Source organism: Sphingomonas aurea, from assembly GCF_030678875.1.
Lineage (GTDB): Bacteria > Pseudomonadota > Alphaproteobacteria > Sphingomonadales > Sphingomonadaceae > Sphingomonas > Sphingomonas aurea.
This window is the reverse complement of sequence record NZ_JAUUDS010000001.1, coordinates 410,300-427,600: the sequence shown is the minus strand read 5'-3', so window position 1 is coordinate 427,600 and position 17,301 is coordinate 410,300. Positions and strand designations below refer to the sequence as shown.

General features: G+C 68.3%; 18 protein-coding genes and 1 other RNA gene. 6 read left to right on the top strand and 13 right to left on the bottom strand.

Translation table 11 applies throughout. The features are described 5' to 3' along the window. Positions 1–25: 25 nt before the first annotated feature. From Q5H91_RS02205 to Q5H91_RS02170, 8 genes are all read right to left on the bottom strand, one after another. A complete protein-coding gene (locus tag Q5H91_RS02205) occupies positions 26–271 on the bottom strand; it encodes a hypothetical protein (protein ID WP_305171584.1) in 246 nt (81 codons plus the stop codon). Between the two features lie 76 nt (positions 272–347). Then, positions 348–671 (bottom strand): YbaB/EbfC family nucleoid-associated protein, encoded by a 324-nt coding sequence (locus Q5H91_RS02200; RefSeq protein WP_305171582.1) that lies wholly within the window; start codon positions 669–671, stop codon positions 348–350. Further along, positions 668–2,305 (bottom strand): DNA polymerase III subunit gamma/tau, encoded by a 1,638-nt coding sequence (locus Q5H91_RS02195; protein ID WP_305171581.1) that lies wholly within the window; start codon positions 2,303–2,305, stop codon positions 668–670. Before Q5H91_RS02195 ends, Q5H91_RS02200 begins: the two co-directional genes overlap by 4 nt. Positions 2,306–2,494: 189 nt before the next feature. Continuing rightward, an RNA gene (ffs, locus tag Q5H91_RS02190) (signal recognition particle sRNA small type) lies at positions 2,495–2,588 on the bottom strand. A gap of 39 nt (positions 2,589–2,627) precedes the next feature. Beyond that, a complete protein-coding gene (locus tag Q5H91_RS02185; protein ID WP_305171580.1) occupies positions 2,628–2,918 on the bottom strand; it encodes a hypothetical protein in 291 nt (96 codons plus the stop codon). Positions 2,919–3,031: 113 nt separating this feature from the next. Continuing rightward, positions 3,032–3,337 carry a 2Fe-2S iron-sulfur cluster-binding protein gene (locus Q5H91_RS02180; RefSeq protein WP_305171579.1) on the bottom strand — a complete coding sequence of 102 codons (306 nt, stop codon included), beginning with the start codon at positions 3,335–3,337 and terminating at the stop codon, positions 3,032–3,034. Continuing rightward, complete coding sequence (locus Q5H91_RS02175) at positions 3,334–4,413, bottom strand: cysteine desulfurase family protein (protein WP_305171578.1); 1,080 nt, start codon at positions 4,411–4,413, stop codon at positions 3,334–3,336. The genes Q5H91_RS02180 and Q5H91_RS02175 overlap by 4 nt, the downstream gene beginning before the upstream one ends. After that, on the bottom strand, positions 4,410–5,498 hold the full coding sequence (locus Q5H91_RS02170) for a cysteine desulfurase family protein (protein WP_305171577.1): 1,089 nt from the start codon (positions 5,496–5,498) through the stop codon (positions 4,410–4,412). Before Q5H91_RS02170 ends, Q5H91_RS02175 begins: the two co-directional genes overlap by 4 nt. A gap of 98 nt (positions 5,499–5,596) precedes the next feature. Between Q5H91_RS02170 and Q5H91_RS02165 the strand changes: the two genes are divergently transcribed. Next, entirely contained in the window at positions 5,597–6,253 is a 657-nt protein-coding gene (locus Q5H91_RS02165; RefSeq protein WP_305171576.1) for an alpha/beta hydrolase, read from the top strand. A gap of 91 nt (positions 6,254–6,344) precedes the next feature. Here the strand turns inward: Q5H91_RS02165 and Q5H91_RS02160 are convergent, their stop codons facing one another. Together Q5H91_RS02160 and Q5H91_RS02155 are read right to left on the bottom strand one after the other, a co-directional pair. Then, a complete protein-coding gene (locus Q5H91_RS02160; protein ID WP_305171575.1) occupies positions 6,345–6,512 on the bottom strand; it encodes a hypothetical protein in 168 nt (55 codons plus the stop codon). Then, positions 6,512–7,483, bottom strand: coding sequence for a threonine ammonia-lyase (locus Q5H91_RS02155; RefSeq protein ID WP_305171573.1), 972 nt, complete (start codon positions 7,481–7,483; stop codon positions 6,512–6,514). Before Q5H91_RS02155 ends, Q5H91_RS02160 begins: the two co-directional genes overlap by 1 nt. 139 nt (positions 7,484–7,622) lie before the next feature. Between Q5H91_RS02155 and Q5H91_RS02150 the strand changes: the two genes are divergently transcribed. Together Q5H91_RS02150 and Q5H91_RS02145 are read left to right on the top strand one after the other, a co-directional pair. Beyond that, positions 7,623–8,855: a type III PLP-dependent enzyme domain-containing protein gene (locus tag Q5H91_RS02150; RefSeq protein ID WP_305171572.1), complete on the top strand. Its 1,233-nt coding sequence runs from the start codon at positions 7,623–7,625 to the stop codon at positions 8,853–8,855. Between the two features lie 118 nt (positions 8,856–8,973). Then, positions 8,974–10,074, top strand: a complete 1,101-nt coding sequence (locus Q5H91_RS02145) for a 1,9-bis(guanidino)-5-aza-nonane synthase (RefSeq protein WP_305171571.1) — start codon at positions 8,974–8,976, stop codon at positions 10,072–10,074. 231 nt (positions 10,075–10,305) lie between these two features. On the opposite strand, the gene Q5H91_RS02140 is transcribed toward Q5H91_RS02145, so the two are convergent. Further along, positions 10,306–11,517: a pyridoxal-dependent decarboxylase, exosortase A system-associated gene (locus Q5H91_RS02140; protein ID WP_305171570.1), complete on the bottom strand. Its 1,212-nt coding sequence runs from the start codon at positions 11,515–11,517 to the stop codon at positions 10,306–10,308. Then, positions 11,514–13,013 (bottom strand): acyl-CoA ligase (AMP-forming), exosortase A system-associated, encoded by a 1,500-nt coding sequence (locus Q5H91_RS02135; protein WP_305171569.1) that lies wholly within the window; start codon positions 13,011–13,013, stop codon positions 11,514–11,516. The genes Q5H91_RS02140 and Q5H91_RS02135 overlap by 4 nt, the downstream gene beginning before the upstream one ends. A 91-nt stretch (positions 13,014–13,104) precedes the next feature. Between Q5H91_RS02135 and Q5H91_RS02130 the strand changes: the two genes are divergently transcribed. Beyond that, entirely contained in the window at positions 13,105–13,377 is a 273-nt protein-coding gene (locus Q5H91_RS02130) for an acyl carrier protein (protein WP_305171568.1), read from the top strand. Between the two features lie 5 nt (positions 13,378–13,382). Here the strand turns inward: Q5H91_RS02130 and trxB are convergent, their stop codons facing one another. After that, positions 13,383–14,351, bottom strand: a complete 969-nt coding sequence (trxB, locus tag Q5H91_RS02125; RefSeq protein ID WP_305171567.1) for a thioredoxin-disulfide reductase — start codon at positions 14,349–14,351, stop codon at positions 13,383–13,385. 114 nt (positions 14,352–14,465) lie between these two features. Here trxB and Q5H91_RS02120 point away from each other — a divergent pair, with 114 nt between their 5' ends. Further along, complete coding sequence (locus Q5H91_RS02120) at positions 14,466–16,760, top strand: FdhF/YdeP family oxidoreductase (RefSeq protein WP_305171566.1); 2,295 nt, start codon at positions 14,466–14,468, stop codon at positions 16,758–16,760. After that, positions 16,757–17,290 (top strand): molybdenum cofactor guanylyltransferase, encoded by a 534-nt coding sequence (mobA, locus tag Q5H91_RS02115; RefSeq protein ID WP_305171565.1) that lies wholly within the window; start codon positions 16,757–16,759, stop codon positions 17,288–17,290. Before Q5H91_RS02120 ends, mobA begins: the two co-directional genes overlap by 4 nt. Positions 17,291–17,301 lie beyond the last annotated feature (11 nt).

Genomic DNA, 17,301 nt, shown 5'->3' with positions numbered 1-17,301 from the left:
GCCAAACGCCTACGCTACATCACGCCTACTTGCCGTTCCCGCCGACCGCGTCGCCGACCTTGTCGGCGGCCCCGCCGACGCTCTTGGCAGCGGAGGTGATCGCGGCGTCCTTCTGGTTCTGCGCGCCCTGACGGCCGAACAGATAGAGGCCGCCGATGACGACCGCGATCAGCAACACGATCGCGATCAGCACACCGCCGCTACCGCCGCGGCGCTCGATGATTGTGGTCTGCGGATGGCCGTCCGTGGTGGTCACACGTTCTTCGACCATGGCGATACTCCCTCTCCTGTATAAACGGCGCAACGCCGATGCCGGGAAATTTGTTCCTGGCCCGAAACGGTAGGGGTCAGAACGGCAGCTTGAAGCCGGGCGGCAGCGGCAGGCCGCTCGTCATCTTCGACATCTCGGTGCCCGACACCGCGTCGGCGCGTGTCCGTGCGTCGTTGAAGGCGGCGGCGAGCAGATCCTCCAGCATCTGCTTCTCGGACACCTGCAGCAGCGAATCGTCGATGGCGATGCCGATGATCCGACCCTTCGCCGATGCCTTGACCTTGACGAGGCCACCGCCGGACACGCCCTCGACCTCGATCGTGTCGAGATTGGCCTGCGCCTTCTGCAGCTCGTTCTGGACGTTCTGGGCCATCGCCAGGATCTCGTCGATATTGTTCATGCGTTGCTCCTCTTGCCTGGCCATTCGACCAGTTCGGCCTCGGGAAAGGCATCACGGGCGGCGCGGACCAGGGGCGAGTTCCACGCCTCCTGCCGCCGCGCCTCTGCCGACGCATCGTCCTGCTCCTTGAGCGAGGGCGTGCCGGCGACATCCTCGAACGTAATGCGCCACTGCGCCTTTGTCAGCGCCTTCAGCGCCTGTGTCAGTTCGGCGACCAGATCGGTAGTCAGCGGTCGGCTGCCGCTCAGCACCAGTTCGGGCGCGGCGTAGCGGACGACGCGGGCGCTGTGATGCAGCCGCGCGGCCAATGCCTGTTTCTGATTGCTCTCCAGCATCGCGACGAGCGCCTCGAAACTGGCGGGCATCAGGTCGGCGACGGGCGCCGGTGCGGGTGCGGGCGCACTCGTAGCGACTGCCGCAGGCGCAGCGGCGACCGGCGTCCCCTCGGCCAGCCGCCGCGCCAGCTCGCCCGGATCGGGCAGTTGCGAGGCGTGAAGGATGCGGAGCAGCGCCATCTCCGCCGCCTCGATCGGCAGCGCCGCCTGCGCGACCTCGTCATGCCCCTTCAGCACCAGCTGCCACAGCCGGTGGAGGACGGGGTAGGACAGCCGCGCCGCCCAGTCGCTGCGCGCTGCCCGCTCCTCGGCCGGCTGGGCCAGGTCCTCGGCCGCCCCGACCTTGGTCAGGGTGATGCCGTGCACCGTCTCCAGCAACGCGCGAAGCACCGCGACCGGATCGACGCCATAGTCGTACTGCCGTCGCAGCGAATCGAGCGCCGCCATCGCGTCGCCGGCCAGCAGCATGCCGAACAGGTCGCGCACCGCGCCGCGATCGGACAGGCCGAGCATCTGGCGCACGGCCGCCGCCGTCACCCCGCCGCCATCCAGCCCGGCATGGGCGATCGCCTGGTCGAGGATCGACAGACCGTCGCGCGCAGACCCTTCCGCGGCGCGTGCGATCAGGGCCAGCGCCTCGGACTCGGCGGTCACCCCCTCCTTCTCACATACCTCGGCGAAATGCGCCGCCAGCCGATCGGCGGGAATGCGGCGCAGGTCGAACCGCTGGCACCGCGACAGGACGGTGATCGGCACCTTGTTCACCTCGGTCGTGGCGAACAGGAATTTGACGTGGGCGGGCGGCTCCTCCAGCGTCTTCAACAGCGCGTTGAAGGCGTTCTTGGAGAGCATGTGGACCTCGTCCACGATGTAGATCTTGAAGCGGGCGGAGACAGCGGCGTAGCGCGACGCATCGATGATCTCGCGCACGTCGTCGACGCCGGTGTGGCTGGCCGCGTCCATCTCGATCACGTCGATGTGCCGGCCCTCGGCGATCGCGCGACAGGGCTCGCAGACACCGCAGGGCTCGATGGTCGGGCCGCCGTTGCCGTCCGGGCCGATGCAGTTTAGCGCCTTGGCGATCAGGCGCGCGGTCGAGGTCTTTCCGACACCACGGACGCCGGTCATCAGGAAGGCATGGGCCAGCCGGTCGCGGGCGATCGCGTTGCCCAAGGTGCGGACCATCGGCTCCTGGCCGATCAGCGCCTTGAAGGTCTGGGGCCGGTACTTGCGGGCGAGGACGCGGTAGGCCTCCGCGGCCGGGGCGGGCGGGGTACCGAGATCGAGGGCGTCAGCCATGGGTGACCGAAAGGGAAAGCGGCTGGGCGGGCATGGCGGCGTTATGGCGGATCGGGGCGGGTTATGACAGGGGGTTTGCCTGCCGCTTGCATCGCGGAGGATGAGCCGGGCCGCGGCAAGGCCGAGACCTGACGCCGGACGGCGCGTTCGCACCGCCGGCCGCGCTCACCGCGGCGCGGCAGCGGTTTGCGGTGGGAGCCGGGACGACCCGTGGCGGAATCGTTGCGGCTGCTTCCTTCCGGACCTGACCGGGTTGGCGACGACCACGTCCGCCCGACTCCCGGCAGCGCCTATGGCGGAGCCGGGCGGCGCGATCAAGGGTTTAGCGGCGAACCTGGAAGCAGCGGCGGACCGGGCCATAATAGCCGCGCTCGATCCGGCAGACGGTGCGATAGCGCGCGCGGTAGCCGCCGTGCCAGCGCCGCCCGCGATCGCCACGCCAGCCGCGGCGGTCACCGCGCCAGTCGCGCCGGTCGCCGCGCCAGCCATCGCCCCGCCAGCCGTCGCCGCGATGATAGTCGTTATAGCCCCAGCGGCCCTGCGCCTCGGCAGGGGCGGCGGCGAAGGTAGCGGTGGCGAGCAGTCCGGCACCGATGGCAGCAATGATCTTCATGATCCTACTCCTGTACGCACCCGCACGAACCGGCGGGCATGACCGGGAGGTAAACGCACCGGCGTGCATCGCGGCTGAACCGCCGGTTGTGAAAACGTCAGCTTTGCGGACGCTTACGGCACCCGCACTTCCAGTCCGTCCAGCGCAGCGGTCAGGATGATCTGGCACGACAGTCGGCTGGTCCGCGTGGCGCCCGGCGCGAAGTCGAGCATATCCTCCTCTTCTGCGGACGGCGGCGGCAGGCGCCCGGCATCCTGCGCCGCGACGATGACATGGCATGTGGCACAGGCAAGGTCGCCGTTGCAGGTGCCCTCCAGCGGCTGACCGGTGTTGCGGGCGAGGTCGAGCAGCCGCTGACCTTCCGTGCCATTGGCGTCGGTTGCGACACCATCGACGCCGATGAAGCGCACGCGGATCATCCCTGCGCGTCCGCCGCCGCGACGATGCGATCGAGCGCCTCGGCCAGCTCCGCCTCGGTCGTGTAGCGCCCCCAGCCGAGCCGGATCGAGGAGCGCGCTTGCGCCTCGCTCAGCCCGATCGCGCGCAGCACATGGCTGGACCGGCCGGACGCGCTTGCGCAGGCCGAACCGGCGGAGAAGGCGATGTCGCGGCAGTCGCTCATCAGTCGCGCGACATCTAGACCGTCGCGGCGGACGTTGAGGTTGCCGTGGTAGCGCTGCTCGACCGAGCCGTTGATCGACCAGTCCCTCAGCCGGGCGACGGCGATCTGCCAGAGACGCTCCACATGCGCGGCGTCTTCGTCGGCACGTTCACGCATCAGGGCCGCGGCGCGGCCGAACCCCGCGCAGAGCGCCGGCGACAGCGTGCCCGAACGCCCTCCCTCTTGGTCGCCGCCATGGAGCAGCGGCTCCAGCGTCACGCCATTGCGGATCCACAGCGCGCCGATCCCCTTGGGACCATGGATCTTGTGGGCTGAGACGGCGACCAGATCGACGTTTTCGGGGATCGTCACCCGGCCATAACCCTGCACCGCGTCGCACAGCATCACGGCACCCGCGTCGTGCGCCGCGGCGGCGACGTCGGCGATCGGCTGGATCGTACCGATTTCGTTGTTGACGAGCATGGCGGCGACAAGCTGTCGCTCGGCTCGAGGCGTGAGCATAATGTCGACAAGCGCTGGGTCAGCCAGTCCAGCATGATCGACGCCAAGGATCGCGCGAGCACCGTCGGGACGCGAGTTCACCGTGTCCAGCACCGCCGCATGTTCGGTCGCCATCGCGACGACGGTCCGGGCATGGCTACCCTTGATCGCCCAGTTCAGCGCCTCGGTCGCGCCGCTGGTGAAGACCACCCGGCCACCCGGCGGCAGCAGTGCGGCGACCTGCTCGCGCGCCAGCTCCACGGCCGCCTTTGCCATTCGCCCGGCGCGGTGCGGCGAATGCGGATTGCCGTGCTGGTCGCGCAACCAGGGCAGCATCGCCTCCAGCGCCTCGGGTGCGAGCGGGGTGGTCGCCTGATAGTCGAGATAGGTCATGCCGCGAACCGGCGGGTGGCGCGGGCTAGGTCGCGCCAGGCGGCGATGAACGCCTCGACATCCGCCTCGGTCGTCGAGCGGCCGAAGCTGACGCGGATCACTTCGCGCCCCGCCGCCTCGTCCCATCCCATCGCGGCCAGCACATGGCTGGGCTTCATGCTGCCACTCGCACACGCGCTCCCCGCCGAGACGGCGAAGCCCGCCATGTCGAGGCGAATCAGTTGCACCGTCGCCGCCGTGCCGGGCAGGCGATAGGCGCCGATCGCCGGATGGCGCGCCGACCCGTCCGCAACCACCTGCCCACCCGATCGCAGGATCGCATCGTCGAGCCGTGCGCGCAGGCCGACCAGCCGCGCGACATCCTCGGGCTCGGTAAGCGCGGCGGCGTAGCCCAGCGCCGCGGGCACGTTCTCGGTGCCGGGGCGATAGCCGCGCTCCTGCCCACCGGTCGGCATCAGCATGGCGAGATCGCGAACCAGCAGCGCGCCGATACCCGGCGGACCACCGCGCTTGTGAGCGGACAACGCCACGAAGTCGGCGTGGAGACTGACATCGGGGTCGTGGCCCGCGGGCAGCTGCGCGGCATCGACCAGCAGCAGCCCACCGGCCGCCTTCACCCGCGCGGCGATGGCGGCGATCGGCTGGCGCACGCCTGTCTCGCTGTTGCACCATTGAATGCCGAGCAGCGGCCGCCCCTCGCCCGCGGCCAGCCACGCACCCAGGGCGTCGAGGTCGAGTGTGCCGTCGCTCACGACCGGCAGCACGGTCGCGCTGGCGGGCGCCGCACGCAGGACGGCGTCATGCTCCACCGCGCTGATCGCCACGCGCGCGACCTGCGCCCGCCCCAGGACGATGGCGAGCGACTCGCTGGCCCCGCCGGTCAGCAGCGTCTCGCCCGACCAGCCATAAGCCGCCCCGATCCGCCCGCGCGCGTCCTCCAGCGCCGCCTTCGCAGCGCGGCCCTCCGCATGGGGCGAGGATGGGTTGGCCCAGCCTAGCCAGGCCGCCGCCATCGCCTGCCGCGCGACAGGCAGCGTCGGCGTGGTGGCGGCATGGTCGAGATAGATGCGGTCGGGCTGGGACACGGGCTACAGGTCGTTCCGATTGCGAAAACAGGGTCCGCCCCTATATAGCGCGCGCTTTCCCGCGCTCCACCCGGGGCGCCGACCGATTGGCGAGTTCCATGCCCGAAGTGATCTTTCCCGGCCCCGAAGGTCGTCTGGAGGGGCGGTTCGCCCCCGCACCCCGTCCGCGCGCACCCGTCGCGATGATCCTCCACCCCCACCCCTCGGCGGGCGGGACGATGAACAACCGCATCGTGCAGGAACTGTACAAGACCTTCCAGCGGCGCGGTTTCGCGACCCTGCGGTTCAACTTCCGTGGCGTCGGCAAGAGCCAGGGCGTGTTCGACAACGGCATCGGCGAATTGTCCGACGCCGCCTCGGCGCTCGACTGGGTGCAGAGCTTCCATCCCGAAGCATCGTCGACCTGGGTCGCGGGATCGGGTTTCGGGGCGTGGATCGGCATGCAGCTGCTAATGCGGCGCCCGGAGATCCGCGGGTTCATATCGATCGCGCCGCCGGCGAATATGTTCGACTTCACCTTCCTCGCCCCCTGCCCCTCGTCGGGCATCATCATTCAGGGCGAGAATGACGAGGTGGTGACGCCGGGCTCGGTGCAGAAGCTGGTCGACAAGCTCCGCACGCAGAAGCACATCACCATCCATCACGACACGATCCCGAAGGCGAACCATTTCTTCGAGCACGAGATGCCCGAGCTGATGGGATCGGTGGACAAGTATCTGGACATGCGGCTGGATCCGAATTCGCCGATTCGATAGGCGTTGTGCACAGCGCAGGCGCCGATCGGATCGCGGGCCGGCGGCGCTCCGGCGCCGTCCGACGCCGCGGATTTGCCGCGGCGCTGCCGTCCTACATCGTCCAGACCAGCACGTTGCCGACCAGCACCGCGGCCATCACCAGCATCAGTATGCCCTTGAACCGCTGATCGCCTTTCCGGATCAGCGCGATGCCCCCGCCGACGCAGGCGAAGGCGGCGAGCATCGCGATCGCGGGCGCGGCCTGGCCGATGCTCGCCATCAGCGCGCAACCCCGGCCAGTGCACGCGCATAGGCGGCTAGGTCGACATTGCCGCCCGACAGCAGGACCAGCAATCCCGGCACTGCCTCGACCCGTCCAGCGAGCAGCGCCGCCAGCGCGACCGCGCCACCGGGCTCTACGACGATGCGGAACCTCTCGGCGGCCCAACGCTGCGCCGCGGCAATCTCCGCCTCGCTGACCACCACACCCTCTGCACCGCGGCGCGACAGCACGTCGAAGGTCAGCGGCGATACGCGCGTCGCCTGCAACGCGTCGCAGGCGGTCGGCGGCGGCGAGTCGTCCACCGGTTCGATCCAGCCCGCCTCCAGGCTGCGGCGCATGTCGTCCCAGCCTTCCGGTTCGACCACGGTCACCCTTGCGTCGCGGAGTGCCAGTGCCAGCCCCGCCGCCAGGCCGCCGCCGCCGCAGGGTGACACGACATGGGTCGGTGCCGACAGGCCCAGCGCCGCCATCTGCGCGGCCGCCTCGATCCCCGCGGTACCCTGTCCCTCGATGATCCAGGGATCGTCGAAGCTCGGCACCAGGGTGCTGCCGCGTGCCTCCGCGAGCCGCCCCGCGATCTGCTCGCGGCTCTCGGTCGCGCGGTCATAGTCGACGACCTCTGCACCCAGCGCCAGTGTCGCCTCGCGCTTCACCGGCGGTGCGTCGGCAGGCATCACGATCGTCGCCGGAATGCCGAGTCGCTTCGCCGCCCACGCGACGCCCTGCGCATGATTGCCACTGGAGAAGGCGACGACGCCGCGCTTCGCCTGCGCCGCGTTCAGCGCGGTCAGCCGGTGCCAGGCCCCGCGTAGCTTGAACGAGCCGATCGGCTGGAGTGATTCGACCTTGAACGCGACCGCGACCCCGCGGAAATCCGCGGTAAATAGCGGGCTGGGCGGCAGCACCCGGGCGATCTTGGCGGCGGCATCACGCACCCCCGCGGCGGTGGGCTGTCGCAGAATCGTCACATTCCGTCCTTCATCGCACAGAGGCACTTTACATCCGGGTTCGGCGACCATAGATCGCGCCTCCGCTGCCCCATGGGACTTCCAACCGCAAGGCAGCTTTTCGAACCGTTCGGCGCAAGCCACTTGGAGGTCCCTTGAATTGCACAAGCACCATCGCGCGCTGGGGCTAGCCCCCCAATCGACAGCCCGTAGTGTCGCGGGCCTCGACATCGCCAAGCGCAAGCCGGTCGATCCGGTGACGCTCGTCCGCCCGCACGCCGCTGCGCGCGCCGCCCGATTTTTCGTCGAGAAGTTTCCGGGCCGCTCGATGTATGCCGTGAAGGCGAACCCGTCGCCCGACCTGCTGCGTATCCTGTGGGACAACGGCATCAGCCACTACGACACGGCGTCGATCGCCGAGGTGCGCCTAGTCAAGGCGACGCTGCCGGACGCGACCTGCTGCTTCATGCACCCGGTCAAGTCGCCGGAGGCGATCGCCGAGGCGTATTTCGACCACGGCGTGCGCACCTTCTCGCTCGACAGCCTGGAAGAGCTGGCGAAGATCGTGGCGGCCACGGACGGCGCGACCGACCTGACGTTGTGCGTCCGGATGCGGGTGTCGTCGGAATATGCCAAGCTGAGCCTGGGGTCGAAGTTCGGTGTCGGGCTGGACGAATCGAAGGAGCTGCTGATCGCGACCCGCCAGGTGGCGGACGCACTCGGCATCTGCTTCCATGTCGGCAGCCAGACCATGTCGCCCGATGCGTACAGCAATGCGATGGAGCGTGTTCGCGCCGCGATCGTCGACGCAGCGGTGACGGTCGATGTGATCGACGTCGGCGGTGGCTTCCCTTCGGCCTATCCGGGGATGACCCCGCCCCCGCTGGAGCGTTTCTTCGAGACGATCCACCGCGCGTTCGAGAGCCTGCCGGTGTCCTACTCGGCCGAGCTGTGGGCGGAGCCGGGCCGGGCGCTGTGTGCCGAATATTCGTCGGTCGTGGTGCGCGTCGAGCGGCGCCGCGGGGCGGAGCTGTTCATCAACGACGGCGCCTATGGCACGCTGTTCGATGCCGCGCATATCGGCTGGAAATATCCGGTGCAGCTGCTGCGCACGCCGGACTCCAGCGCGCGCGACATGGACTTCGCCTTCTGGGGCCCGACCTGCGACGATCTCGACTATATGAAGGGGCCCTTCCCGCTGCCCGCCGACGTGCAGGCGGGGGATTATTTCGAGATCGGCATGCTCGGCGCATACGGCATCGCGATGCGGACGCAGTTCAACGGCTTCGGCACTGGCGACACCGTCGTCGCGACCGACGAGGCGATGCTGTCCGTCTATCTGGATGACCGGCAGGTCGCACAGGGGCGGACGGGCAACGTCGTCAAGCTGTAACGCCTGTTTCCTAGAAGCAGAATAATCCCCTCCCGCTGCGGCGGGAGGGGTCGTTTTGGGTTTCCGCGTCCCCAACTGAATCGAATGACGACGGGTATTGGATAGCCAAGGGCGAACCATGACCGACACCCTCACCAAGACCGATACTTTGACCAAGACTGCGGGGGCGAACGCGCCGATCAACGACACGCGCAAGGCCGAGCTGCTGTCGAAGCAGGTCAAGCACATCGACATCAAGAGCTTCGACGCGCGTCCGATCGTCGATGCGATGGCGGACATGAGCTTCACCAGCCGCGACCTGGGCCGCGCGACCAACATCTACAACCAGATGCTGGCCGACAAGGACTGCTCGATCTTCCTCGTCATCGCCGGGTCGACCTCGGCTGGCGGGTGCATGGACCTGTATGCCGAGCTGGTGCGCAACAACATGGTCGACGGCATCGTCGCAACCGGCGCGACCATCGTCGACATGGATTTCTTCGAGGGCCTCGGTCACAAGCATTACCAGGCGCTCGAGATCCCCGACGACGACACGCTGCGCTCGCTCTACATCGACCGCATCTACGACACCTATATCGACGAGGAAGCGCTCCAGAACGTCGACCACACGATCTTCGAGATCGCCGAGTCGCTGGAGCCGCGCGCCTATTCCAGCCGAGCCTTCATTCGCGAGATGGGCAAGTATCTGGTCGAGCACGGCAAAAAGGACAACAGCCTCGTCAAGCTGGCGTACGAGCATGACGTGCCGATCTTCTGCCCGGCGTTCGTCGATTCCTCGGCCGGTTTCGGCCTCGTGAAGCATCAGGTCGATGCCGCCAAAGCGGGTCGTCCGTACCTGATGATCGACGCGGTCGCGGATTTCCGCGAGCTGACCGAGATCAAGATCGCGGCGGGCACCACCGGCCTTCTCATGATCGGCGGCGGCGTGCCGAAGAACTTCATCCAGGACACGGTCGTCTGCGCCGAGATCCTGGGTCACGACGACGTGCAGGTCCACAAATACGCGGTGCAGATCACCGTCGCCGACGTGCGCGACGGCGCATGCTCGTCCTCGACGCTGCAGGAGGCGGCGAGCTGGGGCAAGGTGAACACCGGGATCGAGCAGATGGTGTTCGCGGAGGCCGGCTCGGTCATGCCGCTGCTGGCGTCCGACGCCTATCACCGCGGCCTGTGGAAGGACCGTCCGGTCCATCGCTGGGGTACGCTGTTCGACAAGTAAGCGTAAACTCCTCCCCGCTTGCGAGGAGGGGGACCGCTCAGTGTCGGCCGAGGGGTGGAGGGGGATCGTCGCGAGCGCATCGTACGCGGCCAACCCCCTCCGTCACCGCCAGTCGGTACTACCTCCCCGTTCGCGGGGAGGATTTCAGAGCGTGATCCACCGATACTAAAGCACCTCTCCGGCCTGCGCCGGGGAGGCAAAGTGGCTGGTTCAATCCGAGTGGATCACACTCTAGGCGACGAGTTCCGCGGCGGGCGGATGCCCCAGAAATGCCGCCGGGCTCGCGCTAGCGCCATAGGCACCCGCCAGGAAGATCGCGATCAGGTCGCCCACCTCTGCCCGTGGCAGCGCCACCCGGTCGCCCAGCCGGTCTAGCGGGGTGCAGAGCGGGCCGACGACGCTGACGGTTTCTTCCACCGGCCCACTCATCCGGTGCGCGATCGCGATCGGATAGTTGCGGCGAACAACCGTGCCGAAATTGCCCGATGCGGCAAGCTGGTGGTTGAGGCCCCCGTCAAGGATCAGGAAGGTCTCGCCGCCGCTCTCCTTGCGATCGACTATGCGGGCCAGATAGACACCCGCCTCCGCGACCAGCCAGCGACCGAGTTCTATCGCGAAGCGGCTGTCCGCCAGGATCATGGGCCGTTCCGCCAGCGTCGCAGCGAGCCGGGCGCCGACCGCCGTCACGTCGACGGGCGCGTCTCCCGAGAAATAGGGAACACCGAACCCGCCGCCGAGATTGACGAGCGGCGGCGCCTGCCCGACCTCTTCGGCCAGCCGGGCGGCGAGTGCCACCGTCGCCGCCTGGGTATCGGCGATGGCGCCGGCGTCGAGCGCCTGACTGCCGGCATAGATGTGGAAACCGCGCCAGTCCGCCCCGCCCCCGATCAGCTGCCGCACCAGTGCCGGCACCCGCACGGCATCGACGCCGAAGGGCGACGGCCGGCCGCCCATCTTCATCCCCGATCCCTTGAGCTCCACATCCGGATTGACCCGCACCGCCAGCCGCGGACGGCGTCCAAGCCGGTCGGCAAGGGCGAGGGCACGCGCCCCCTCCCCTTCCGACTCGACGTTGATCGTCGCGCCGGCCATGATCGCGGCCGCCAGTTCCTCGTCGCGCTTGCCGGGACCGGCAAAGCTGATCGCGGCGGCCGGTTTTACCGCCAGCGCCTTTGCCAGCTCGCCCCCGGATGCGACGTCGAGGCCGTCGAGCATCGGCGCGATCGCAGCGAGCAGGCCGGCATGCGGATTGGCCTTGATCGCATAGTGAAGGTCGATACCGGGCAGCGCCGCCCGGAACCGCGTTACCTGTCCGGTGACGATGGCCGGATCGTAGACGAAGACCGGCGTCTGCTGCGCCCAGGCGTCGGCCCCGCGCCCGGCGATCGTCAGCATGCCGCGTTGGTCCGCGAACATCGGCGGGATCGGTCCGGCCGGCTTCATCGCAGCACCTCGGCGCGGATCGCGGCGCGATCGAGCTTGCCGTTGGCGTTGCGCGGCAGGGTGGCATGCCAGACATAGCGAGCCGGCTGCATGAAGCTGGGCAGGTCCGTGCGCAGGCGGCGGAGCAGTGCCTGCTCCTGCATCGGATCGCCTGCCACCACCGCGACGATCGCCTGGCCAAGCCGATCGTCAGGGACGCCGACGACCACTGCCTCCCGCGCCTCCTCGCCAGACAGGATCGCCTCTTCGATCTCTTGTGGACTCAGTCTGTTACCAGCGGTCTTTATCATCTCGTCGTCGCGTCCGACGAAGCGGAGCAGACCATCCTCGCCCTCGACCACGGTATCACCCGACCAGACGGCGGTTCCGCCAGCAGCGGCGAAGTCCGGCGCAGGACGAAAGCGCGCGGCGGTCCGCTCGGCATCCCGCCAATAGCCGTGGGCGACGAGAGGGCCGGCATGGACCAGTTCGCCCGGCTCACCTGCTATGGCGCGCTGGCCATCGGGGCGCACGACCATCACGTCGGCGAACGGAATGGCGCGACCGATCGCATCGGGATTGGCGTCGATCAGCGCCGGGTCCAGCCAGGTCGAGCGGAACGCCTCGGTCAGTCCATACATCGCGTAGAGGTCCGCCTGCGGAAAGTGGCTGCGCAGATTTCGGACCATTCGCGGCGTGAGCGCACCGCCAGAATTAGTCAATCTTCGCAGGTTGTTGCCGGCATCTTCCCACTCGATTTCGAGCAGCTGGGTCCATAGCGGCGGCACCCCGGCGAGCGTCGTCGCGCCGAGCCGGGCAACCGCCTTCACCACGTCGCGCGGGGCCAGATAGTCGAGCGGCATCACCGCTCCCCCCGCCGCCCAGGTCGAGAATAGCTGGTTCTGGCCATAGTCGAACGACAGCGGCAGGACGGCGAGAACCCGGTCCTCGGGCGCAAGCCGCAGGTAATGCGCGACGGCGATCGCGCCCAGCCAGAGATTGGCGTGGCTCAGCATCACCCCCTTGGGACGGCCGGTCGAACCGGAGGTGTAGAGGATCGCTGCCAGTTTCTCCGGATCGCCAGAAGAGAGCGGCAATGCGGCACCGTTTCGCGGCAGCGCATCCTCTTGGATGACCGGACAATCGTGGGGAACATCGTCCCGCTCGAGCGTCGCGGCTCGCATCGGCTGGGTGACGAGCAGCGTCGCACCGCTGTCGTGGAGAATATGCGCGACCTGTCCGTGGCGCAGGGCCGGATTGACGGGAACATGCACCAGCCCCGCGCGCGCCGCAGCGAGCGGCATGATGCAGGCGAGCCGCGTCTTCGGCAGCCAGGTCGCGACGCGGTCCCCCGCCACCAGCCCGCGGTCGAGCAGCGCGCGGGCGACTGCACCGGTTGCGGCGTCCAGCTCCGCGAAGCTCATGGCACCGGTGCGATCGATCAGCGCCGGCGCGTCCGGCTGGCCACGAACGGCAAGATGGTCGATCGGGCGCGGGATGGGATCGAGCGGGATCATCGCCCCGCCATAGCAGGGACGTTGCCGTTTTCACCCCCAGGCGGTAACGCGACACGTCCGGCCGCGTGGCAGGTACGAAGCGGGGTATTGGGTGGATTCGCAGAACCGTGACGAGATCGAGGATCGCGTACGCGCCGTGCTGGCGGACGTTCTGGGCCTGACGCCGGAACGCGTCGCCGCCTTCGACGCCGCGACGCCGCTGTTCGGGGCACTGCCGGAACTCGACTCGATGGCGGTTGCCGGCGTGCTGACCGAACTGGAGGATGCGTTAGGCATCGTCATCGACGATGACGAGGTCGACGGCGACATGCTGGAGACGTTCGGCGCGCTGACCGACTTCGTCGTGGGCAAGCGGCGCGGCTGACGCCGCTATTCCGCGGCCTCTTTCAGCTCCTCGAACTCCGCTGCGGCCAGGAAGCGCTCCGCATCCAGCGCCGCCATGCAGCCGGTGCCCGCCGCCGTCACCGCCTGGCGATACACCTTGTCGGCCACGTCGCCACAGGCGAACACGCCGGGTACCGAGGTGCGGGTCGAGCCGGTCTCGACCGCGATATAGCCATCGTCGTCGAGCGCGAGGTGCCCGCGGAACAGCTCGGTCGCAGGATGGTGGCCGATCGCGACGAAGCCCCCCTCCACGTCGAGCCGACTATGCTCGCCGGTGACCGTATCCTCCAGCTCGAGCGCGACGAGGCCAGCGGTGCCGCCCCCGTCGACGAAGGTGCGGACCTCCTTGTTCCACAGCACCTTGATGCCCGGATGCGCGTGCAGCCGCTCCTGCAGGATACGCTCGGCGCGCAGGCTGTCGCGGCGGTGGATCAGCGTCACGTCGGGCGAGTGGTTGGTCAGGTACAGCGCCTCCTCGACCGCGGTGTTGCCGCCGCCGATCACCGCGACCTTCTTGCCGCGATAGAAGAAGCCGTCGCAGGTCGCGCAGGCGGATACGCCCTTGCCCTTCATCGCCTCCTCGCTCTCCAAGCCCAGCCACTTGGCCTGTGCACCGGTGGCGATCACCAGCACCTCGCCCTCGTACACGTCGCCGCCGTCGCCGATCAGCCGGAACGGACGCCGGGTCAGGTCGACCTCGACGATCGTGTCCCACATCAGGGTGGTGCCGACATGCTCGGCCTGTTTCTGCATCTGCTCCATCAGCCAGGGGCCCTGGATGACGTCGGCGAAGCCCGGATAATTCTCGACATCGGTGGTTGTCGTCAGCTGACCACCCGGCTGGATGCCCTGCACCACGATCGGCTTCATCCCGGCACGCGCGCCATAGATGGCGGCGGACAGCCCGGCCGGACCGGAGCCAAGGATGAGCATGCGGGTGGAATGGGTGGTCATGAAAGTATCCTGTGCGAATCTTTGCCCCATCTAGGCGCGGATGACGCAGAATTGAACCGGTTCGGCGGCACCGGCTGCGCTTCGCTTCGTTGACGGGCCAGAGCGGAGGACAGGATGCGCGACGAAGACACGGGCGAAGAGATCGTCATCAGCAACTATACCGGCCCGTCCGGCGGCTGGGGATCGATGAAGGGGATGGCGCGTGTGCTGCCCGGCGAGCATCCCGGCCCGGCCGTGCTCGACACGCTGCGCCGCCAGAACAAGCCCGGCGGCTTCATGTGCGTGTCGTGCGCCTGGGGCAAACCGGCCAAGCCGCACACCGCGGAATTCTGCGAGAATGGGGCCAAGGCGACCGCTTGGGAGTTGTCGAGCAACCGCGTCACTCCCGCCTTTTTTCAGCGCTACACGGTCAGCGAACTGGCGGAGTGGCTCGACCACGACCTGGAACAGGCCGGGCGGCTCACCCATCCGATGCGCTACGACGCGGCGACCGACCGCTATGTGGCGGCCAGCTGGGACGAGGCGTTCGCCGCGATCGGCGCGACGCTGAAGACCTGCGACCCCAAGAAGGTCGTGCTCTATTCCTCGGGGCGGGCGAGCCTCGAGACGTCGTTCATGTACTCGCTGTTCGCGCGGATGTGGGGGCAGCAGAACCTGCCCGACTCATCGAACATGTGCCACGAGACGACGTCGGTCGGGCTGAAGAACGCGATCGGGTCGCCGGTCGCGACGATCCAGCTCGACGATTACGAGAAGTGCGACGCGATCTTCTCGTTTGGGCAGAATGTCGGCACCAACAGTCCGCGGATGCTCCACACGCTGAAGGAGTGCCGCGATCGCGGAGTGGAGATCGTCACCTTCAACCCGCTGCGCGAACGCGGGTGGGAGAGCTTTGCCGACCCGCAGAACCCGCTGCAGATGGCCAAGCTGCAGAAGCCGACCACCATCTCGACACAGTATCACCAGGTTCGCGCCGGCGGCGACATCGCCGCGCTGCTCGGGATGTGCAAGACGGTGATCGAGGCCGACGACCGTGCGTTGGCCGAGGGTGGCGAGCGGGTGATCGACCATCATTTTATCGCGCAGCACTGCACCCGCTTCGACGAGTTCGCGACCTTCTGCCGCGACGCCGAGTGGGACCGGATCGTCCATGAGAGCGGCCTGACCCGCGCCGCGATCGAGGGCGCGGCAAGCGTCTATATGCGCGCCAAGGCGGTCATCGCCGTCTATGGCATGGGTATTACCCAGCATCGGTTCGGCATGGACAGCCTGTACATGCTGGTCAACTTCCTGCTGCTGCGCGGCAATATCGGGCGCGAGGGCGCGGGGCCGGGTCCGGTCCGCGGGCACAGCAACGTGCAGGGACAGCGCACCGTCGGCATCACCGAGAAGACCGAGCTGGCGCCGGTCGAGCGGCTGAAGACCCTGTTCGAGTTCGAACCCCCGACCGAGAAGGGCTGGGACACGGTCGAGAGTTGCCGCGCGATCATCAGCGGCGAGTGTCAGGGCTTCGTCCAGCTCGGCGGTAATTTCCTGCGTGCGACACCTGAACATGCGGCGATGCGCGAGGCCTGGTCCAAACTCCCGATCGCGGTTCACATCGCCACCAAGCTGAACCGCAGCCACCTGCACCCCGGCAAGGAGAGCTGGATCCTTCCCTGCCTCGGCCGGTCGGAACGGGACGAGCAGGCGACCGGGCCGCAGGCGGTGTCGATGGAGGACTCGTTCAGCCATATCTACGGGTCGGTCGGCAAGGTGACCCCGGCGGCGGACACCCTGCTGTCCGAGCCGGCGATCGTCGCCGGACTGGCCAAGGCGGTGCTGGCTCCCAACCCCAACGTGCCGTGGGACGACTGGGTGGGCGACTATGGTCTGGTCCGCACCGCGATCGAGAATTGCTATCCGGACAAGTTCGCCAATTTCAACGAACGCCTGTTCGAGCCCGGCGGCTTCTGGAAAGGCAATCCCGCATCTCATCGCGAGTGGCAGACCGAGAGCGGAAAGGCGGAGTTCAACGTGCCGCGCGCGCTCAACTCCAGCGGGTTCGCAGAGAAGGAGGGGCGCTTCCGGCTCGTCACCCTGCGGTCGAACGATCAGTTCAACACCACAATCTACGGCTATGATGACCGCTTTCGCGGCATCCGGGGCACGCGGATGGTGGCGATGATGAACCGCGCTGACATCGCCCGCCTCGGCCTGTCGGACGGTGACAGGATCGCGCTGGAGAGCGATGCCGAGGACGGCGTCGAACGGGTGGTCGAAGGGTTGCGCGTGGTCGAATACAACATCCCCGAAGGATGTATCGGCGGCTATTATCCCGAACTCAACTACCTGATCCCGCTGGAGCATCACGCGCTGGAAAGCCATGTTCCCGCGGGCAAGTCGGTGCCGGTCAGGATAAGGCCGTGAGCGGGCTGCTGGGCGCCGTGCTGGCCGGCGGCCAGTCGCGCCGGTTCGGATCGGACAAGGCGGCTGCGCTGCTCGATGGCGACACGCTGCTCGCCCACGCCCGCCGGGCGCTGGCGCCGCACGTCGACGAGGTGGTGGTGGTCGGCGGCATCGATGGTCTTCCCGACCTGCCCCGCCCCGGCCTGGGCCCGTTGGGCGGCATCGCCGCGGCGCTCGACCATGCTGCGACCCATGGCTTCCGTTGCGTCCTGACGATCGGTTGCGACATGCCGGTGCTGCCGGAGCCGTTGGTCAAGGCCCTGATGCAGCGCGAGCCGAGCTTCTGCGCGGAGGCGCCGATCCTGGGCCTGTGGCCGGCAGCGCTGGGGGCGCACCTCCTCTCCTATCTGGAGGTTGCGCCGGAGCGGTCGGTCAGGGGCTGGGCACGCAGCGTCGGCGCGCTGCCGATCCTGTCGCCGGTACCGATCCCCAACGTCAATACGCCCACCGATCTGACGGCGCTGGCCGAAGCGATGCTCGTCACGTCATGACGATGCGCGAC

Bases quoted from the DNA above. Each gene is read 5' to 3' on its own strand.
- Q5H91_RS02205 (WP_305171584.1), bottom strand. From the start codon at position 271: ATGGTCGAAGAACGTGTGACCACCACGGACGGCCATCCGCAGACCACA.
- Q5H91_RS02200 (WP_305171582.1), bottom strand. From the start codon at position 671: ATGAACAATATCGACGAGATCCTGGCGATGGCCCAGAACGTCCAGAAC.
- Q5H91_RS02195 (WP_305171581.1), bottom strand. From the start codon at position 2,305: ATGGCTGACGCCCTCGATCTCGGTACCCCGCCCGCCCCGGCCGCGGAG.
- Q5H91_RS02185 (WP_305171580.1), bottom strand. From the start codon at position 2,918: ATGAAGATCATTGCTGCCATCGGTGCCGGACTGCTCGCCACCGCTACC.
- Q5H91_RS02180 (WP_305171579.1), bottom strand. From the start codon at position 3,337: ATGATCCGCGTGCGCTTCATCGGCGTCGATGGTGTCGCAACCGACGCC.
- Q5H91_RS02175 (WP_305171578.1), bottom strand. From the start codon at position 4,413: ATGACCTATCTCGACTATCAGGCGACCACCCCGCTCGCACCCGAGGCG.
- Q5H91_RS02165 (WP_305171576.1), top strand. From the start codon at position 5,597: ATGCCCGAAGTGATCTTTCCCGGCCCCGAAGGTCGTCTGGAGGGGCGG.
- Q5H91_RS02160 (WP_305171575.1), bottom strand. From the start codon at position 6,512: ATGGCGAGCATCGGCCAGGCCGCGCCCGCGATCGCGATGCTCGCCGCC.
- Q5H91_RS02145 (WP_305171571.1), top strand. From the start codon at position 8,974: ATGACCGACACCCTCACCAAGACCGATACTTTGACCAAGACTGCGGGG.
- Q5H91_RS02140 (WP_305171570.1), bottom strand. From the start codon at position 11,517: ATGAAGCCGGCCGGACCGATCCCGCCGATGTTCGCGGACCAACGCGGC.
- Q5H91_RS02135 (WP_305171569.1), bottom strand. From the start codon at position 13,013: ATGATCCCGCTCGATCCCATCCCGCGCCCGATCGACCATCTTGCCGTT.
- trxB (WP_305171567.1), bottom strand. From the start codon at position 14,351: ATGACCACCCATTCCACCCGCATGCTCATCCTTGGCTCCGGTCCGGCC.
- Q5H91_RS02120 (WP_305171566.1), top strand. From the start codon at position 14,466: ATGCGCGACGAAGACACGGGCGAAGAGATCGTCATCAGCAACTATACC.